The organism is Streptomyces sp. NPDC054866 (assembly GCF_053610745.1).
On sequence record NZ_JBSGZA010000009.1, the window covers coordinates 156,391 to 169,153 of the forward strand.

16 protein-coding genes and 5 tRNA genes are annotated in these 12,763 nt (G+C 68.3%); 14 read left to right on the forward strand and 7 right to left on the reverse strand.

Annotation, left to right across the window (positions count from 1 at the left end; translation table 11 throughout):
* Window positions 1-131: 131 nt before the first annotated feature.
* Window positions 132-542, reverse strand: coding sequence for a hypothetical protein (locus ACWGI2_RS35440; RefSeq protein ID WP_453400982.1), 411 nt, complete (start codon window positions 540-542; stop codon window positions 132-134).
* A gap of 116 nt (window positions 543-658) precedes the next feature.
* Between ACWGI2_RS35440 and ACWGI2_RS35445 the strand changes: the two genes are divergently transcribed.
* From ACWGI2_RS35445 to ACWGI2_RS35470, 6 genes are all read left to right on the forward strand, one after another.
* Window positions 659-1,384 carry an HAD family hydrolase gene (locus tag ACWGI2_RS35445; protein WP_453699956.1) on the forward strand — a complete coding sequence of 242 codons (726 nt, stop codon included), beginning with the start codon at window positions 659-661 and terminating at the stop codon, window positions 1,382-1,384.
* Window positions 1,385-1,471: 87 nt separating this feature from the next.
* A tRNA-Gln gene (locus ACWGI2_RS35450) sits at window positions 1,472-1,543 on the forward strand.
* Between the two features lie 21 nt (window positions 1,544-1,564).
* Window positions 1,565-1,637: transfer RNA gene (locus ACWGI2_RS35455), tRNA-Glu, on the forward strand.
* 62 nt (window positions 1,638-1,699) lie between these two features.
* Window positions 1,700-1,772, forward strand: a tRNA-Glu gene (locus ACWGI2_RS35460).
* Between the two features lie 27 nt (window positions 1,773-1,799).
* Window positions 1,800-1,871, forward strand: a tRNA-Gln gene (locus ACWGI2_RS35465).
* A 40-nt stretch (window positions 1,872-1,911) separates the two neighbouring features.
* Window positions 1,912-1,984: transfer RNA gene (locus ACWGI2_RS35470), tRNA-Glu, on the forward strand.
* A gap of 59 nt (window positions 1,985-2,043) precedes the next feature.
* On the opposite strand, the gene ACWGI2_RS35475 is transcribed toward ACWGI2_RS35470, so the two are convergent.
* On the reverse strand, window positions 2,044-2,691 hold the full coding sequence (locus ACWGI2_RS35475) for a MerR family transcriptional regulator (RefSeq protein WP_453699957.1): 648 nt from the start codon (window positions 2,689-2,691) through the stop codon (window positions 2,044-2,046).
* 156 nt (window positions 2,692-2,847) lie between these two features.
* Between ACWGI2_RS35475 and ACWGI2_RS35480 the strand changes: the two genes are divergently transcribed.
* Window positions 2,848-3,306, forward strand: a complete 459-nt coding sequence (locus ACWGI2_RS35480; RefSeq protein ID WP_453401006.1) for a DUF4188 domain-containing protein — start codon at window positions 2,848-2,850, stop codon at window positions 3,304-3,306.
* An 88-nt stretch (window positions 3,307-3,394) separates the two neighbouring features.
* Here the strand turns inward: ACWGI2_RS35480 and ndgR are convergent, their stop codons facing one another.
* Window positions 3,395-4,111 carry an IclR family transcriptional regulator NdgR gene (gene ndgR / locus ACWGI2_RS35485; RefSeq protein WP_053137572.1) on the reverse strand — a complete coding sequence of 239 codons (717 nt, stop codon included), beginning with the start codon at window positions 4,109-4,111 and terminating at the stop codon, window positions 3,395-3,397.
* 181 nt (window positions 4,112-4,292) lie between these two features.
* Between ndgR and leuC the strand changes: the two genes are divergently transcribed.
* The 4 genes from leuC (at window position 4,293) to ACWGI2_RS35505 (ending at window position 7,643) form a co-directional block, all read left to right on the forward strand.
* Window positions 4,293-5,726, forward strand: a complete 1,434-nt coding sequence (gene leuC, locus ACWGI2_RS35490) for a 3-isopropylmalate dehydratase large subunit (RefSeq protein WP_453400979.1) — start codon at window positions 4,293-4,295, stop codon at window positions 5,724-5,726.
* Between the two features lie 5 nt (window positions 5,727-5,731).
* The gene (leuD, locus tag ACWGI2_RS35495; protein WP_453699958.1) at window positions 5,732-6,325 is read left to right on the forward strand and encodes a 3-isopropylmalate dehydratase small subunit; all 594 of its coding nucleotides are present in this window, start codon (window positions 5,732-5,734) and stop codon (window positions 6,323-6,325) included.
* 239 nt (window positions 6,326-6,564) lie between these two features.
* Window positions 6,565-6,801, forward strand: coding sequence for an SCO5555 family protein (locus tag ACWGI2_RS35500; protein ID WP_160507419.1), 237 nt, complete (start codon window positions 6,565-6,567; stop codon window positions 6,799-6,801).
* Window positions 6,802-6,974: 173 nt separating this feature from the next.
* Window positions 6,975-7,643 carry an HU family DNA-binding protein gene (locus ACWGI2_RS35505; protein WP_160507420.1) on the forward strand — a complete coding sequence of 223 codons (669 nt, stop codon included), beginning with the start codon at window positions 6,975-6,977 and terminating at the stop codon, window positions 7,641-7,643.
* Between the two features lie 86 nt (window positions 7,644-7,729).
* On the opposite strand, the gene ACWGI2_RS35510 is transcribed toward ACWGI2_RS35505, so the two are convergent.
* Both ACWGI2_RS35510 and cofC read right to left on the reverse strand, forming a co-directional pair.
* Window positions 7,730-7,933 (reverse strand): hypothetical protein, encoded by a 204-nt coding sequence (locus ACWGI2_RS35510; RefSeq protein ID WP_453400977.1) that lies wholly within the window; start codon window positions 7,931-7,933, stop codon window positions 7,730-7,732.
* 52 nt (window positions 7,934-7,985) lie between these two features.
* Window positions 7,986-8,621, reverse strand: coding sequence for a 2-phospho-L-lactate guanylyltransferase (cofC, locus tag ACWGI2_RS35515; RefSeq protein ID WP_453699960.1), 636 nt, complete (start codon window positions 8,619-8,621; stop codon window positions 7,986-7,988).
* A 159-nt stretch (window positions 8,622-8,780) separates the two neighbouring features.
* On the opposite strand from cofC, the gene ACWGI2_RS35520 reads away from it, so the two are divergent.
* The 3 genes from ACWGI2_RS35520 to ACWGI2_RS35530 are packed head-to-tail and all read left to right on the forward strand — an operon-like array spanning window position 8,781 to window position 11,804.
* Window positions 8,781-9,584 (forward strand): lysophospholipid acyltransferase family protein, encoded by an 804-nt coding sequence (locus ACWGI2_RS35520; protein WP_453699961.1) that lies wholly within the window; start codon window positions 8,781-8,783, stop codon window positions 9,582-9,584.
* Window positions 9,581-10,591, forward strand: coding sequence for an NAD(P)H-dependent glycerol-3-phosphate dehydrogenase (locus ACWGI2_RS35525; protein WP_453699962.1), 1,011 nt, complete (start codon window positions 9,581-9,583; stop codon window positions 10,589-10,591). Before ACWGI2_RS35520 ends, ACWGI2_RS35525 begins: the two co-directional genes overlap by 4 nt.
* Window positions 10,592-10,625: 34 nt before the next feature.
* Window positions 10,626-11,804, forward strand: a complete 1,179-nt coding sequence (locus tag ACWGI2_RS35530; RefSeq protein ID WP_453400974.1) for a D-alanine--D-alanine ligase family protein — start codon at window positions 10,626-10,628, stop codon at window positions 11,802-11,804.
* A gap of 12 nt (window positions 11,805-11,816) precedes the next feature.
* Here ACWGI2_RS35530 and ACWGI2_RS35535 read toward each other — a convergent pair whose 3' ends face one another.
* A complete protein-coding gene (locus ACWGI2_RS35535) occupies window positions 11,817-12,299 on the reverse strand; it encodes a DUF3515 domain-containing protein (RefSeq protein WP_453700121.1) in 483 nt (160 codons plus the stop codon).
* Between the two features lie 26 nt (window positions 12,300-12,325).
* Window positions 12,326-12,559 (reverse strand): Lrp/AsnC family transcriptional regulator, encoded by a 234-nt coding sequence (locus ACWGI2_RS35540; protein WP_016642988.1) that lies wholly within the window; start codon window positions 12,557-12,559, stop codon window positions 12,326-12,328.
* Between the last annotated feature and the right edge of the window lie 204 nt (window positions 12,560-12,763).

Consider the following 12,763-nt stretch of genomic DNA (forward strand, 5'->3'; position numbering starts at 1 on the left):
GGACTGTGACACCCAATCCCCCCCACTCCACCCGCCCGGGGCTCCGGGGCCCTACCCCCCCCCGCACTCGCGGGGGGCCGGCCCCCCTACCGGCCCCCCCCCCCCGTCGCTCTGCTCTGTGTCTCCTGCCCTTAGGCGCCGGCGTAGAAGTAGTCCCAGGCGCTGCACGTGCCCTCGATCACATTCCCGTTGTTACGGATGCAGACCTTCAAGTACACGTAGGACGACTCGCTTGCGCTGGCGTTGACCCTTTCGCAGGTACCCCGGCCCCCACCGGCATAGAGCGGGTGGACGGTGCCTCCGCTGCCAACCTTCCAGTACCCGATCACGCCGGCGCCGTCCGAGGAGTTGTCGCAGGTGCTGATGTGCTCGCCGACGCTCTGGAAATTCATCGATCCGGCGAAAGCAAGGTAGGAACCGGATGCACGGGTGTTGACGTCGAAGACTTCGGCCGCCGCAGGCCCGGCCGCGAAGACCACCGCGGCGGAAGCGGCCGCAGCGACACCGGCAACAGACATGAAACGCTTACGCAGAACAGACAACAGTGCTCCCCACACAAGTAGTTCACGCGATTCGAACGTTTACTCGGGGGAAAGTATCAGCAGAGCGGCTCCACGTCCGGCCTCCTGCGAAATCCGTGGGCGCCTAGGCTGAGCCCATGCCGATCAAAGCCGTGGTCTGGGACATCGATGACACGATCTTCGATTACGCGCACGCCGACACCGCCGGCATCCACGCCCACCTCACCGCCGAGGGTCTCCTTGAGCGGTACGAGACCGCCGAGCGTGCCCTGGCCCTGTGGAAAGAGGTCACCGAGCGCCACTGGGCTCGCTTCAGTGCCGGGGGGATCGAGTTCCAGGCCCAGCGCCGCGACCGCGTGCGCGACTTCCTGGACGCCGTCCTGACCGACCAGGAGGCGGACGCCTGGTTCGAGCGTTACCTCACACATTACGAATCCGCCTGGACCCTCTTCCCCGACACCGTCCCCGTCCTCGACGCCCTCGCCGACGACTACCGCCACGCGGTCCTCTCCAACTCCGCCCTGACCGTCCAGGACCGCAAGCTGCGCGTCCTCGGTGTGCGTGACCGCTTCGAGTCCGTCCTGTGCGCCGCCGAACTCGGCGTCTCCAAGCCGGCGGCCGAGGCCTTCCTCGCGGTGTGCGGGGCGATGGGCCTCGCGCCCGGCGAGGTGGCCTACGTGGGGGACCAGCCGGAGATCGACGCGCGAGGCGCCCGTGACGCGGGTCTTCTCGGGATCTGGCTCGACCGCAACAGCGCGGCCCAGGAAGGCCCGTCGGGCGTGCACCGCATCACGCGCCTCACCGAGCTGCCGCCGCTGCTCCGCGCCGATACCCGTTTTGGAGCGCCGTCCACCTTCGGGTAATGTTCTTCCTGCGCCGCCCGAGAAGGCCGAAAGGTCCGAACAGGAAGCGCAAGTCGAGCAAAACTCCCACAGGGGGTTGCGTATCGATGGCCTATGGTGTAATTGGCAGCACGACGGTTTCTGGTTCCGTTAGTCTAGGTTCGAGTCCTGGTAGGCCAGCTCGCAGAGCTTATCTGCAACGCCCCCGTTGTGTAGCGGCCTAGCACGCTGCCCTCTCAAGGCAGTAGCGCCGGTTCGAATCCGGTCGGGGGTACAGATCCTTCCCATGGAAGCAGTCAGGGTCGCACCCACTGCTACCGATGCAGGATCGCTAGGGCCCCCGTTGTGTAGCGGCCTAGCACGCCGCCCTCTCAAGGCGGTAGCGCCGGTTCGAATCCGGTCGGGGGTACGCAGGTCTAGCTGGTCTAGACCACAGTGGGCTATGGTGTAATTGGCAACACGACGGTTTCTGGTTCCGTTGTTCTAGGTTCGAGTCCTGGTAGCCCAGCGCAGTACAGCAGGACAAAGCAGTGCAGCAGGACAAGCTAGCCCCCGTTGTGTAGCGGCCTAGCACGCCGCCCTCTCAAGGCGGTAGCGCCGGTTCGAATCCGGTCGGGGGTACGCGAATGGACAAGGGGCCTTCCCGTCAGGGAGGGCCCCTTCGTCGTTCCCGCCACGGGTCAATCCCCTTGCCCGTAGCGCCGGTTGGACTCCTCGGCCTGGGCGAGCCTGCGCAGGCTCAGCAGGACCGGCTCGTACAGCACGGTGAGGGCGACCGCCGCCTCCAGCTGCTCGTCGGGTGCCTCGTAGCGCTCCACCAAGTCCAGGTCGGTGACGGCCAGTTGACCGGCCGAGCGCGCGTAGGGCGCCAAGTCGTCGACGGTGCACGGGTATCCGAGCCGGGCGAGCGTCGCGACCGCGGTCACGAGCATTCCGTACGCCGGTGAATCGGGCCCGTAGCCCTGGCCGTACCGCCAGTCGAGCCGCTCCAGCAGTGCGTCCACCGTGTGGCGTGCCGTCTCCGTCGCCGGATCTTCGGCGGTGGGCTCGGGACCGTGGGGGAGGGCCCAGACCGCCACGCCCAGGCGGGAGTTGTGATCCAGGGATTCGTCCTCCAGGGCGGTGAGCACCTCCCTGGCGGACGCGATCGGCACCCGGCCCACCTGGATGAGCGCCCTCACGAGGCGCAGCCGCTGCAGGTGCTTCTCGTCGTACTCGGCCTGCGTCGCGCTCACGCGGCGGCCCGGCGGGAGCAGGCCCTCGCGCAGGTAGTACTTGATCGTGGCCGTCGAGACCCCGCTGCGCGTGCTGAGCTCCGCCAGTCTCATCGGCTCACTTCTCCTCTTGCATCTTGCTCATTGCCTCTTGCGGATCCCTCTTGCGTAATCGCTTGGGGAGTGGCACTATCCAATCATGGATAGTGAAGCTATCCAACGCTCTCTGAAGGGGGAACCATCGTGAGCACCAAGCCGATCGAAGGGCGCATGACCGCCGACGCGCAGGGCGGTGTCACCGTCTTCCATATCGGGATGCGCATCAACAACTTCCGTGCCGTGCGCAGCTGGTGGCCCGTCTTCCTGGCGATGCCGCGGATGCTCAAGGAGCTGTCCAAGGACCGGGAGAGCGGCATGCTGGGCTACCGGCTGCTGTTCGGCGGGCTGCGGGTGATCTACGTCGTGCAGTACTGGGATTCCTCGGAGAAGCTCCTCGCCTACGCGTCCGCCCAGGGCAAGGAGCACCGGCCCGCCTGGGCCGCCTTCAACCGGCGGATGCGGGAAGGCAAGGGGAAGGTCGGCTTCTGGCACGAGACGTACGTCGTGCCGGCCGGCGCCCATGAGGCCGTGTACGTGAACATGCCGGAGTTCGGCCTGGGTCAGGCCATCGGTGTCGTCCCGGTCGGCCGCCGCGGAGACAGGGCCGGCGATCGCCTCAAGGCCGCCTGAGTACGGACAGGAAAAACGCCCGGGGGCCGCCGCGGCGTTGAGGCGGCCCCTCGGGCGTTCTGTGTGCTGTCTCTGAGCGGGGAAGTGGTCAGCCCGTGCGGCGCAAGGCCTCGGACAGGCGCCCCGCGGCGTCGATGATGGCCTGCGCGTGCATCCGGCCCGGGTGGCGGGTCAGGCGCTCGATCGGCCCGGAGACCGAGACGGCGGCGACCACGCGGTTCGAGGGCCCGCGCACGGGGGCGGAGACGGACGCGACGCCCGGCTCCCGCTCGCCGATCGACTGGGCCCAGCCACGGCGGCGTACGCCCGAAAGGGCGGTGGCCGTGAAGCGGGCGCCCTGGAGACCGCGGTGCAGGCGCTCCGGCTCCTCCCAGGCCATCAGGATCTGCGCGGACGAGCCCGCCTTCATCGTGAGCGTCGAGCCCACCGGGACCGTGTCCCGCAGGCCCGAGAGGCGCTCGGCCGCGGCCACGCAGATGCGCATGTCGCCCTGACGGCGATAGAGCTGAGCGCTCTCGCCCGTCACGTCACGCAGGTGCGTGAGGACCGGGCCAGCCGTGGCGAGCAGGCGGTCCTCGCCCGCCGCCGCCGCGAGTTCCGCGAGCCGCGGGCCGAGAATGAAACGGCCCTGCATGTCGCGCGCCACCATCCGGTGGTGTTCCAGTGCCACGGCGAGGCGATGTGCCGTGGGTCGTGCGAGTCCGGTGGCCGCGACCAGCCCCGCGAGGGTGGCCGGACCGGACTCCAGGGCGCTCAAGACGAGAGCCGCCTTGTCGAGAACGCCGACGCCGCTAGAGTTGTCCATGCGTCGATACTCGCGTCTCACTCTGTGAAACGCAAGTTCAATTTTCGATGGAACACGTCACCCTGGGACGTGCGATCCGCGGACCAACGGAAAGCGGTCCACGCACGGCACGAGGGGTACGGGCGTGGACGAACAATTCTCTAGTTGGGCCGGCACAACACAGCCGGTCGGAGGGAAAGCGATGGGTAGGACACTCGCGGAGAAGGTCTGGGACGACCACGTCGTCCGGCGCGCCGAAGGCGAGCCCGACCTCCTCTTCATCGATCTGCACCTGCTGCACGAGGTGACGAGCCCGCAGGCCTTCGACGGCCTCCGTCAGGCCGGCCGGCCGGTGCGGCGGCTCGACCTCACCATCGCGACCGAGGATCACAACACCCCGACCCTCGACATCGACAAGCCCATCGCGGACCCGGTCTCGCGGGCGCAGTTGGAGACGCTGCGCAAGAACTGCGCCGAGTTCGGCGTACGTCTGCACTCGCTGGGCGACGTCGAGCAGGGCGTCGTCCACGTGGTCGGCCCGCAGCTCGGCCTGACCCAGCCCGGCACCACCGTGGTCTGCGGCGACTCCCACACCTCCACGCACGGCGCCTTCGGCGCGCTGGCGTTCGGTATCGGCACCTCCCAGGTCGAGCACGTCCTGGCGACCCAGACGCTGCCGATGGCCCCGCCGAAGACCATGGCCATCACCGTCGACGGCGAACTGCCCGACGACGTCACGGCCAAGGACCTGATCCTCGCCATCATCGCCAAGATCGGCACCGGCGGCGGCCAGGGCTACGTCCTGGAGTACCGCGGCTCCGCCATCGAGAAACTCTCGATGGAAGCCCGCATGACCATCTGCAACATGTCGATCGAGGCCGGTGCCCGCGCGGGCATGATCGCCCCCGACAAGACCACCTTCGACTACATCGAGGGCCGCGACCACGCCCCGAAGGGCGAGGAGTGGGACGCGGCGGTCGCTTACTGGAAGACCCTGAAGACGGACGAGGACGCGGTCTTCGACGCCGAGGTCTACATCGACGCCACCGAACTCGCGCCGTTCGTCACCTGGGGCACCAACCCGGGCCAGGGCGCGCCGCTCTCGGCACAGGTCCCCGATCCTGCTTCGTACGAAGACGCGTCGGAGCGGTACGCCGCCGAAAAGGCCCTGGAATACATGGGGTTGACCGCGGGGCAGGCGCTGCGCGACATCAAGGTCGACACCGTCTTCGTAGGTTCGTGCACCAACGGCCGTATCGAGGACCTGCGTGCGGCCGCCTCCATCGTCGAGGGGCGCAAAGTCGCCGACGGCGTACGGATGCTGGTCGTCCCCGGCTCGGTCCGGGTCGCTCTGGAAGCCGTCGCGGAGGGCCTGGACAAGGTCTTCGTCGCCGCCGGCGCCGAATGGCGGCACGCGGGCTGCTCGATGTGCCTGGGCATGAACCCCGACCAACTGGCGCCCGGCGAGCGCTCCGCGTCGACCTCCAACCGCAACTTCGAGGGCAGGCAGGGCAAGGGCGGTCGCACCCATCTGGTGTCGCCCCAGGTCGCCGCCGCCACCGCGGTGACGGGCCACCTGGCCTCGCCCGCCGACCTGACCGACGCCCCTGACGCCCCTGTGACAGCCGGAGTCTGAGAGCCATGGAAGCATTCACCACGCACACCGGCCGGGCCGTTCCGCTGCGCCGCAGCAACGTCGATACCGACCAGATCATCCCCGCCCACTGGCTGAAGAAGGTCACCAGGGACGGATTTGAGGACGGGCTCTTCGAGGCCTGGCGCAAGGACGGCGAGTTCGTCCTGAACAGGCCCGAACGCCAGGGCGCCACGGTGCTGGTCGCGGGACCCGACTTCGGTACGGGCTCCTCGCGCGAGCACGCCGTGTGGGCGCTGCAGAACTTCGGCTTCAAGGCCGTCATCTCCTCGCGCTTCGCCGACATCTTCCGCGGCAACTCGCTGAAGAACGGCCTGCTCACCGTCGTACTCGACCAGAAGGTCGTGGACACGCTCTGGGAGCTGACCGAGAACGACCCGCAGGCCGAAATCACCGTTGACCTGCAGGATCGCCAAGTCCGCGCCGAGGGCGTCACCGCCGACTTCGAGCTCGACGAGAACGCCCGCTGGCGTCTCCTGAACGGCCTGGACGACATCAGCATCACGCTCCAGAACGAGCCGGACATCGCCGCGTACGAGTCGGGGCGACCCTCGTACAAGCCGCGGACGGTGCAGGTCTGACACCCCCGCAACACCCTGGTGTACCCCCAATCGTGGACGGTTGGGGGTACATCTGTGTTTGCCCCCTTTGAGCTGCGTGGTGACCTGATCGGGTGGTCTCAACTCCCTTGATTCGGACGGCAGAAGAGGCTTGAAATCCCCTTGTACTCGGTCCGACCGGGTACCCTCAGAAGGGCGCCGGATGTGGGTAGTTACCCCCTGCGGAGGCGACAACTCGCCCCAGATGGCACAATCGGTGCATGGAACGTGACAGCCAACTCGAGCTCTACGGGCTTGTTGCGGACCAACTGAAGGAAGCGCACTCAAGGGTGCGTGCACTGCAAGTCCCGGAGGGCGTACGGATGGCGCTGACCCGGAAGCTGCTGGTCATTACGGCCGCGGCCAAACACGATCTCGCCGATGCGGCAAGGCGTCTGGAGCGATTGATGGCGGCCATCGAGGAAGCTGACGAGGGCCGATTCCCCGAAGACACCTGAGCTACAAGGCTCAAACGGCCCTTCGAGGAACCTTCGAGGAACTCATGGACAGTCGAGTTCGTTGCGGCACAAGGGTGATTAGCCCGTTTCGTGTTTGATTTGCGGTATATATCTGCCTAACGTGCGAAAAAGCCTGGCGAATACGCTCGGGCGAGGTCTCCGAAGGGGAAGACGTGAACAAGGCGCAGCTCGTAGAAGCGATTGCCGACAAGGTGGGTGGCCGTCAGCAGGCCGCCGACGCCGTGGACGCGGTTCTGGACGCAGTCGTCCGTGCCGTGGTCAGCGGAGACCGTGTTTCGGTCACCGGGTTCGGCTCGTTCGAGAAGGTTGACCGTCCGGCCCGTTACGCCCGCAACCCGCAGACCGGGGAGCGCGTTCGGGTCAAGAAGACCTCGGTTCCGCGCTTCCGCGCCGGACAGGGCTTCAAGGACCTGGTGAGCGGCTCGAAGAAGCTCCCGAAGAACGACGTCGCGGTCAAGAAGGCGCCCAAGGGCAGCCTTTCGGGCGGCGGTGCTTCGGCGACCGTGAAGAAGGCAGCGGCCAAGAAGGCCACCGCCAAGAAGGCGACCGCGAAGAAGGCCGCCACCGCCAAGAAGGCCACCGCCAAGAAGACGACGGCGACGGCGAAGAAGGCGACCGCCAAGAAGACCACCGCCAAGAAGGCGGCGACGGCCAAGAAGGCCACGGCCAAGAAGACGACGGCGAAGAAGGCCACGCCGGCGAAGAAGGCCACCGCCAAGAAGACCGCGCCGGCCAAGAAGGCCACCGCCAAGAAGGCGCCTGCCAAGAAGTCGACGGCGCGCAAGACCACCGCCAAGAAGGCGACCGCCCGCAAGAAGTAAGGGCACGAGGGCACTCACGCGCCGGGCCGGGCTCCCAACTGGGAGCCCGGCCCGCGGCGTGTACGGGGCCCAAAGGAGCGCCGGGCTCAGAACGTCTGCAGCGTCACCAGCGTGACGCGGCGCCCCTCGCCCTCTCCCTCGACCTCGATCCGCACCCGCTGGCCGGGCCTGAGAAGCCGCAGGCCGCCCGCGTCGAACGCGGGGGTGTCGAAGGGCACCGGAGTGCCGTCGTCGAGCAGCACGCTGCCGCTGCGGGTCTCGGAGTCGTACGTGTACGCGGTCGCCTGCATGGGGGAAGCGTACTCAGTCGGCGATCTCAGTCGGCGATCTCGGTCGGCAATCTCAGTCGGCGATCAGGAGCCTCGCGGCAGCCGTCGCCGTACGCGGCCCGACGCCCAGCGCGAGCGCGGCCCGCAGGTCGTCGCCGGTGTCCACGTCCTGGCGTACGGAATCGACGTCGGTGAGCGGAAGTTCCACCGCCCCGGAGGCCGCGTGCCGGGAACGGGACGCCGCGCCGAATGCCGGGCGCAATTCCATGCCGGGAGCCGCGCAGAGCAGTGTCGTACCGATTCCTGCGGCATCCGAGAGGAAAGAACGGGGAAATCGGGCCGCGCTGTCGAGTACCCGGGACAATTCCAGGGGGCGCAGCGCGGGGAGATCGGCATTCAGCGCCGCGACGGCCGTTTCGGGCCTCCCCGCGCGCACGGCCGCCGCTCCGTGCGCCAGGGCCGCGTTGAGGCCGCCGGCGGGCTCGTCACGCACGATCCGGGCACCCAGTACCGCCAGCTCACGCCCGGCGAGGCCGTCGTCCGTGACGACCACCACATCCCGTACGGAAGGACAGGCCGCCGCGGCGGCCACGGTGTCCTGTGCGAAGGCGAGGGCGAGGCCGGGGCGCAGGGTGTCGCCGGTGGTGGCGGTGAGCCTGCTCTTGGCGCGCTCCAGCGGTTTCAGGGGTATCACCAAAGTCCACTGCACGGGTGGCGGCTCCGTCCTTCGCGTCGCGCCCATTGTGACCTGCTGGGCGGGGCACTACCGGGGCCGGGTTCCTGGGGCGGGCGTACGGTGTTCTCGACAGACAGGCAGCCTGGGGCGACACTTGTGCGGCCGACCAGGTTCATGGAGGAAGGTGTCCGAGTGTCCCGCCGCAGAATCGGCTTCTGGTACCGCCTGGCGGCAGTCATCGCCAAACCGCCTCTGGTGGTTTTCTTCAAGCGGGACTGGCGAGGAATGGAACACATTCCGGCCGACGGTGGATTCATCACCGCGGTGAATCACAACTCGTATATCGACCCGCTCTCGTACGCGCATTTTCAGTACAACACCGGACGAGTGCCTCGTTTCCTGGCAAAGGACGGCCTTTTCAAGGACGGGTTCGTCGGCAAGGTCATGAAGGGCACCGGCCAGATCCCGGTCTACCGCGAGACCACGAACGCGCTCGACGCCTTCCGTGCAGCGGTCGACGCGATCGAGCGCGGCGAGTGCGTGGCGTTCTACCCCGAGGGCACCCTCACCAGGGACCCCGAGATGTGGCCGATGACGGCCAAGTCCGGTGCCGCGCGGGTCGCCCTGCGGACCAAGTGCCCGGTGGTACCCGTCGCGCAGTGGGGCGCCAACCTCGCGCTTCCCCCGTACAGCAAGAAGCTCAGCCTCTTCCCGCGCAAGAAGCTCCAGGTGCTCGCGGGCGAGCCGGTCGACCTCTCGCGTTTCTACGACAAGGAACCCACCCCCGAGGTCCTGCGGGAGATGACCGAGGCCATCATGGCCGCGATCACCGAACTCCTGGAGGAGATCCGGCAGGAGAAGGCCCCCGACACCCCCTACGACCCGCGCAAGGCGCGGCTCGCGCAACGCCGCAAGGCCGCGGACCGGAGCGGCCGGAGCGTCCCCGAGGCCACCCCCGAGATCAGCCCCGAGAACACCACGGAGGACAGCAAGTGACGAACCCGGTGAAGGCCGCCGTCTTCGGAACGGGCTCTTGGGGTACCGCCTTCGGCATGGTGCTCGCCGACGCCGGGTGCGACGTCACCCTGTGGGGCCGTCGCGCCGAGCTCGCCGACGCCGTCAACTCCTCGCACAGCAACCCGGACTACCTCCCCGGTGTCGAACTCCCGGAGAACCTCAGGGCGACCACCGACCCGGCCGAGGCCGCGGCAGGCGCCGACTTCACCGTGCTCGCGGTGCCCTCGCAGACGCTGCGCGGCAACCTCGCCGAGTGGGCGCCGCTGCTCGCCACCGACACCGTGCTCGTCTCCCTCATGAAGGGCGTCGAACTGGGCTCCGCGATGCGGATGAGCGAGGTCATCGAGGACGTCACGAAGGTCGCCGCCGACCGGATCGCCGTCGTCACAGGACCCAACCTCGCCCGCGAGATCGCCGCCAGGCAGCCCGCGGCCGCCGTGGTCGCCTGCCGCGACGAATCGATCGCGCAGCGCCTCCAGACCGCCTGCCACACCCCGTACTTCCGCCCATACACGAACACGGACGTCGTCGGCTGCGAACTGGGCGGCGCCGTCAAGAACGTCATCGGTCTCGCCGTCGGCATCGCGGACGGCATGGGCCTCGGCGACAACGCCAAGGGCTCGCTCATCACCCGCGGCCTGGCCGAGACCACCCGCCTGGGCCTGGCGATGGGCGCCGACCCGCTGACGTTCTCCGGACTCGCGGGCCTGGGCGACCTGGTGGCCACCTGCTCGTCGCCGCTGTCGCGCAACCACACCTTCGGTACGAACCTCGGCAAGGGCATGACGCTGGAGGAGACCATCGCGGTCACCAAGCAGACCGCCGAGGGCGTCAAGTCCTGTGAGTCGGTGCTCGATCTGGCCCGCAGGCACGGCGTCGACATGCCCATCACCGAGACGGTCGTGGGCATCGTGCACGAGGGCACGCCGCCGGTGGTCGCTCTCAAGGAGCTGATGTCGCGCAGTGCCAAGCCCGAGCGCCGCTGACTCTCTCCGGGCCAACGGGTACCCTCAAGCCGATATGAGCAGCGAGAACCTCCCCCAGAGCCCCGAGCCGCGCCCCGAGCAGAGCTCTGAGCTGCCGCTCCGCAAGCCGCGTGTGGCCGTCGTGTTCGGCGGCCGCAGCTCGGAGCACGGCATCTCGGTCGTCACGGCGGGCGCCGTACTGCGTGCCATCGACCGCACCAAGTACGACGTCCTGCCCATCGGCATCACGACGGACGGCCGCTGGGCCCTGACCGCCGACGATCCCGACCGCATGGCGATCACCGACCGGCAGGTGCCCAACGTCGACGCGCTCGCCGAGTCGGCCGACGGCGGCGTCGTGATGCCGCTGGACCCGGGCAACCGCGAGGTCGTCTACAGCGAGCCCGGCTCCGTGCCCAAGGCGCTCGGCGAGGTCGACGTCGTCTTCCCGATGCTGCACGGTCCGTACGGCGAGGACGGCACCCTCCAGGGACTCCTGGAGCTCTCCGGAGTGCCCTACGTGGGCGCCGGAGTGCTCGCGTCGGCCGTCGGCCAGGACAAGGAGTACATGAAGCGGGTCTTCACCTCCTTCGGCCTTCCAGTCGGCCCGTACCTGGTGATCCGCCCGCGCGAGTGGGACCGCGACCAGGAGGGCGCCCGCAAGAAGATCGCGGAGTTCGCCGGCGACCACGGTTGGCCGCTGTTCATCAAGCCCGCGCGCGGGGGCTCCTCGATGGGCATCACGAAGGTCGACTCCTTCGAAGGCCTCGACGAGGCGATCGACGAAGCCCGCAGCCACGACCCCAAGATCCTCGTCGAGTCGCTCCTGCGCGGTCGCGAGATCGAGTGCGGGGTCCTGGAGTTCGAGGACGGACCGCGCGCGAGCGTGCCCGCCGAGATCCCGCCGGTGCAGTCGCACGACTACTACGACTTCGAGGCGAAGTACATCGACTCGACGCCCGGGATCGTGCCCGCCCCGCTGACGCCCGAGCAGACCGCCGAGATCCAGCGGCTCGCGGTCGACGCCTTCGAGGCCACGTCCTGCGAGGGCCTGGTGCGCGCGGACTTCTTCCTCACCGAGGACGGGTTCGTGATCAACGAGATCAACACGATGCCGGGCTTCACGCCCATCTCGATGTACCCGAAGATGTGGGAAGCGAGCGGCGTCGGCTACTCCGAGCTCGTGGACCGCCTCATCCAGGCTGCCCTCAACCGGTCGACCGGCCTGCGCTAGCCCCCAGGGGCCCTACGCGATCCCCTTGGGGATGGTCTTCTTGACGGGGGCGGCGAAGTCCGTCAGCGGGCTCACGCCGTCCCCCGCGCGCTCCTTGGGCAGCGTGATCTCCACGTACGCCTTGCGCAGCGTGGTGGTGAAGCGGAACGAACCGTCGTCCTGCTCCTCGATCAGCCAGTTGACGCCGTCAGCCGTCACGCCGTCCGCCTCGGGGTCGTTCATCTTCGGCGGTTTGGCGACACCGCAGCGCAGTATGATCGCCGGGTCTCCCCACCCGGCGGTCAGCTCGGACTTCGGCTCGGGATCAACGCGCCCAAGACCGTCCACCTTCTTCGGCAGCCGCTTGTCCAGGTTCCGGCACAGTTCGGTGACCTTGCTGTCCGGGGTGGGAACCGCAGCCTTCATCGCTTCGTCTGCTGAGGAGCAGCCCGCGGACGCGATCAGCAGTGCGAGGGCGGGAGCTGAGACGAGGCAGCGGCGCCGGCGACGGGAAATCTTCACCGGCCAAGGGTAGACGGGGGCTACAAGTGCACGACGGGGCAGGTCAGGGTCCGGGTGATGCCGTCCACTTGCTGGACCTTGGCGACCACCATGCGGCCGAGTTCGTCGACCGTGTCCGCCTGGGCGCGCACGATGACATCGTAGGGTCCGGTCACGTCCTCGGCCTGGATCACTCCTGGGATCTTGCCGATCAGCTCGGCGACGGTCGACGCTTTGCCGACCTCTGTTTGGATCAGGATGTACGCCTGTACCACGGAACCTCCAGGGCGGCCACGAGGATCATGTGGGGAGAAGGGACGCCACGGTACCGCGTCGCCGCTTCTCGCGGGGAGACCCGGGGGACCTGTGGCGCGCACATCGCGGTGGACGGGCAACAGAAGTTGACGGTCATATCGACCGTACCTATGACAGTGACGGCTCGCGACCGCAAGCCGAGCAGCGTGAAAGGGCATGGTGAG

Excerpts from the sequence above, each read along its gene's own strand:
- ACWGI2_RS35480 (WP_453401006.1), top strand. The coding sequence starts at position 2,848 with ATGACCGCCGACGCGCAGGGCGGTGTCACCGTCTTCCATATCGGGATG.
- ndgR (WP_053137572.1), bottom strand. The coding sequence starts at position 4,111 with ATGGACAACTCTAGCGGCGTCGGCGTTCTCGACAAGGCGGCTCTCGTC.
- ACWGI2_RS35475 (WP_453699957.1), bottom strand. The coding sequence starts at position 2,691 with ATGAGACTGGCGGAGCTCAGCACGCGCAGCGGGGTCTCGACGGCCACG.
- ACWGI2_RS35510 (WP_453400977.1), bottom strand. The coding sequence starts at position 7,933 with ATGCAGGCGACCGCGTACACGTACGACTCCGAGACCCGCAGCGGCAGC.
- ACWGI2_RS35500 (WP_160507419.1), top strand. The coding sequence starts at position 6,565 with ATGGAACGTGACAGCCAACTCGAGCTCTACGGGCTTGTTGCGGACCAA.
- leuD (WP_453699958.1), top strand. The coding sequence starts at position 5,732 with ATGGAAGCATTCACCACGCACACCGGCCGGGCCGTTCCGCTGCGCCGC.
- ACWGI2_RS35530 (WP_453400974.1), top strand. The coding sequence starts at position 10,626 with ATGAGCAGCGAGAACCTCCCCCAGAGCCCCGAGCCGCGCCCCGAGCAG.
- ACWGI2_RS35445 (WP_453699956.1), top strand. The coding sequence starts at position 659 with ATGCCGATCAAAGCCGTGGTCTGGGACATCGATGACACGATCTTCGAT.
- leuC (WP_453400979.1), top strand. The coding sequence starts at position 4,293 with ATGGGTAGGACACTCGCGGAGAAGGTCTGGGACGACCACGTCGTCCGG.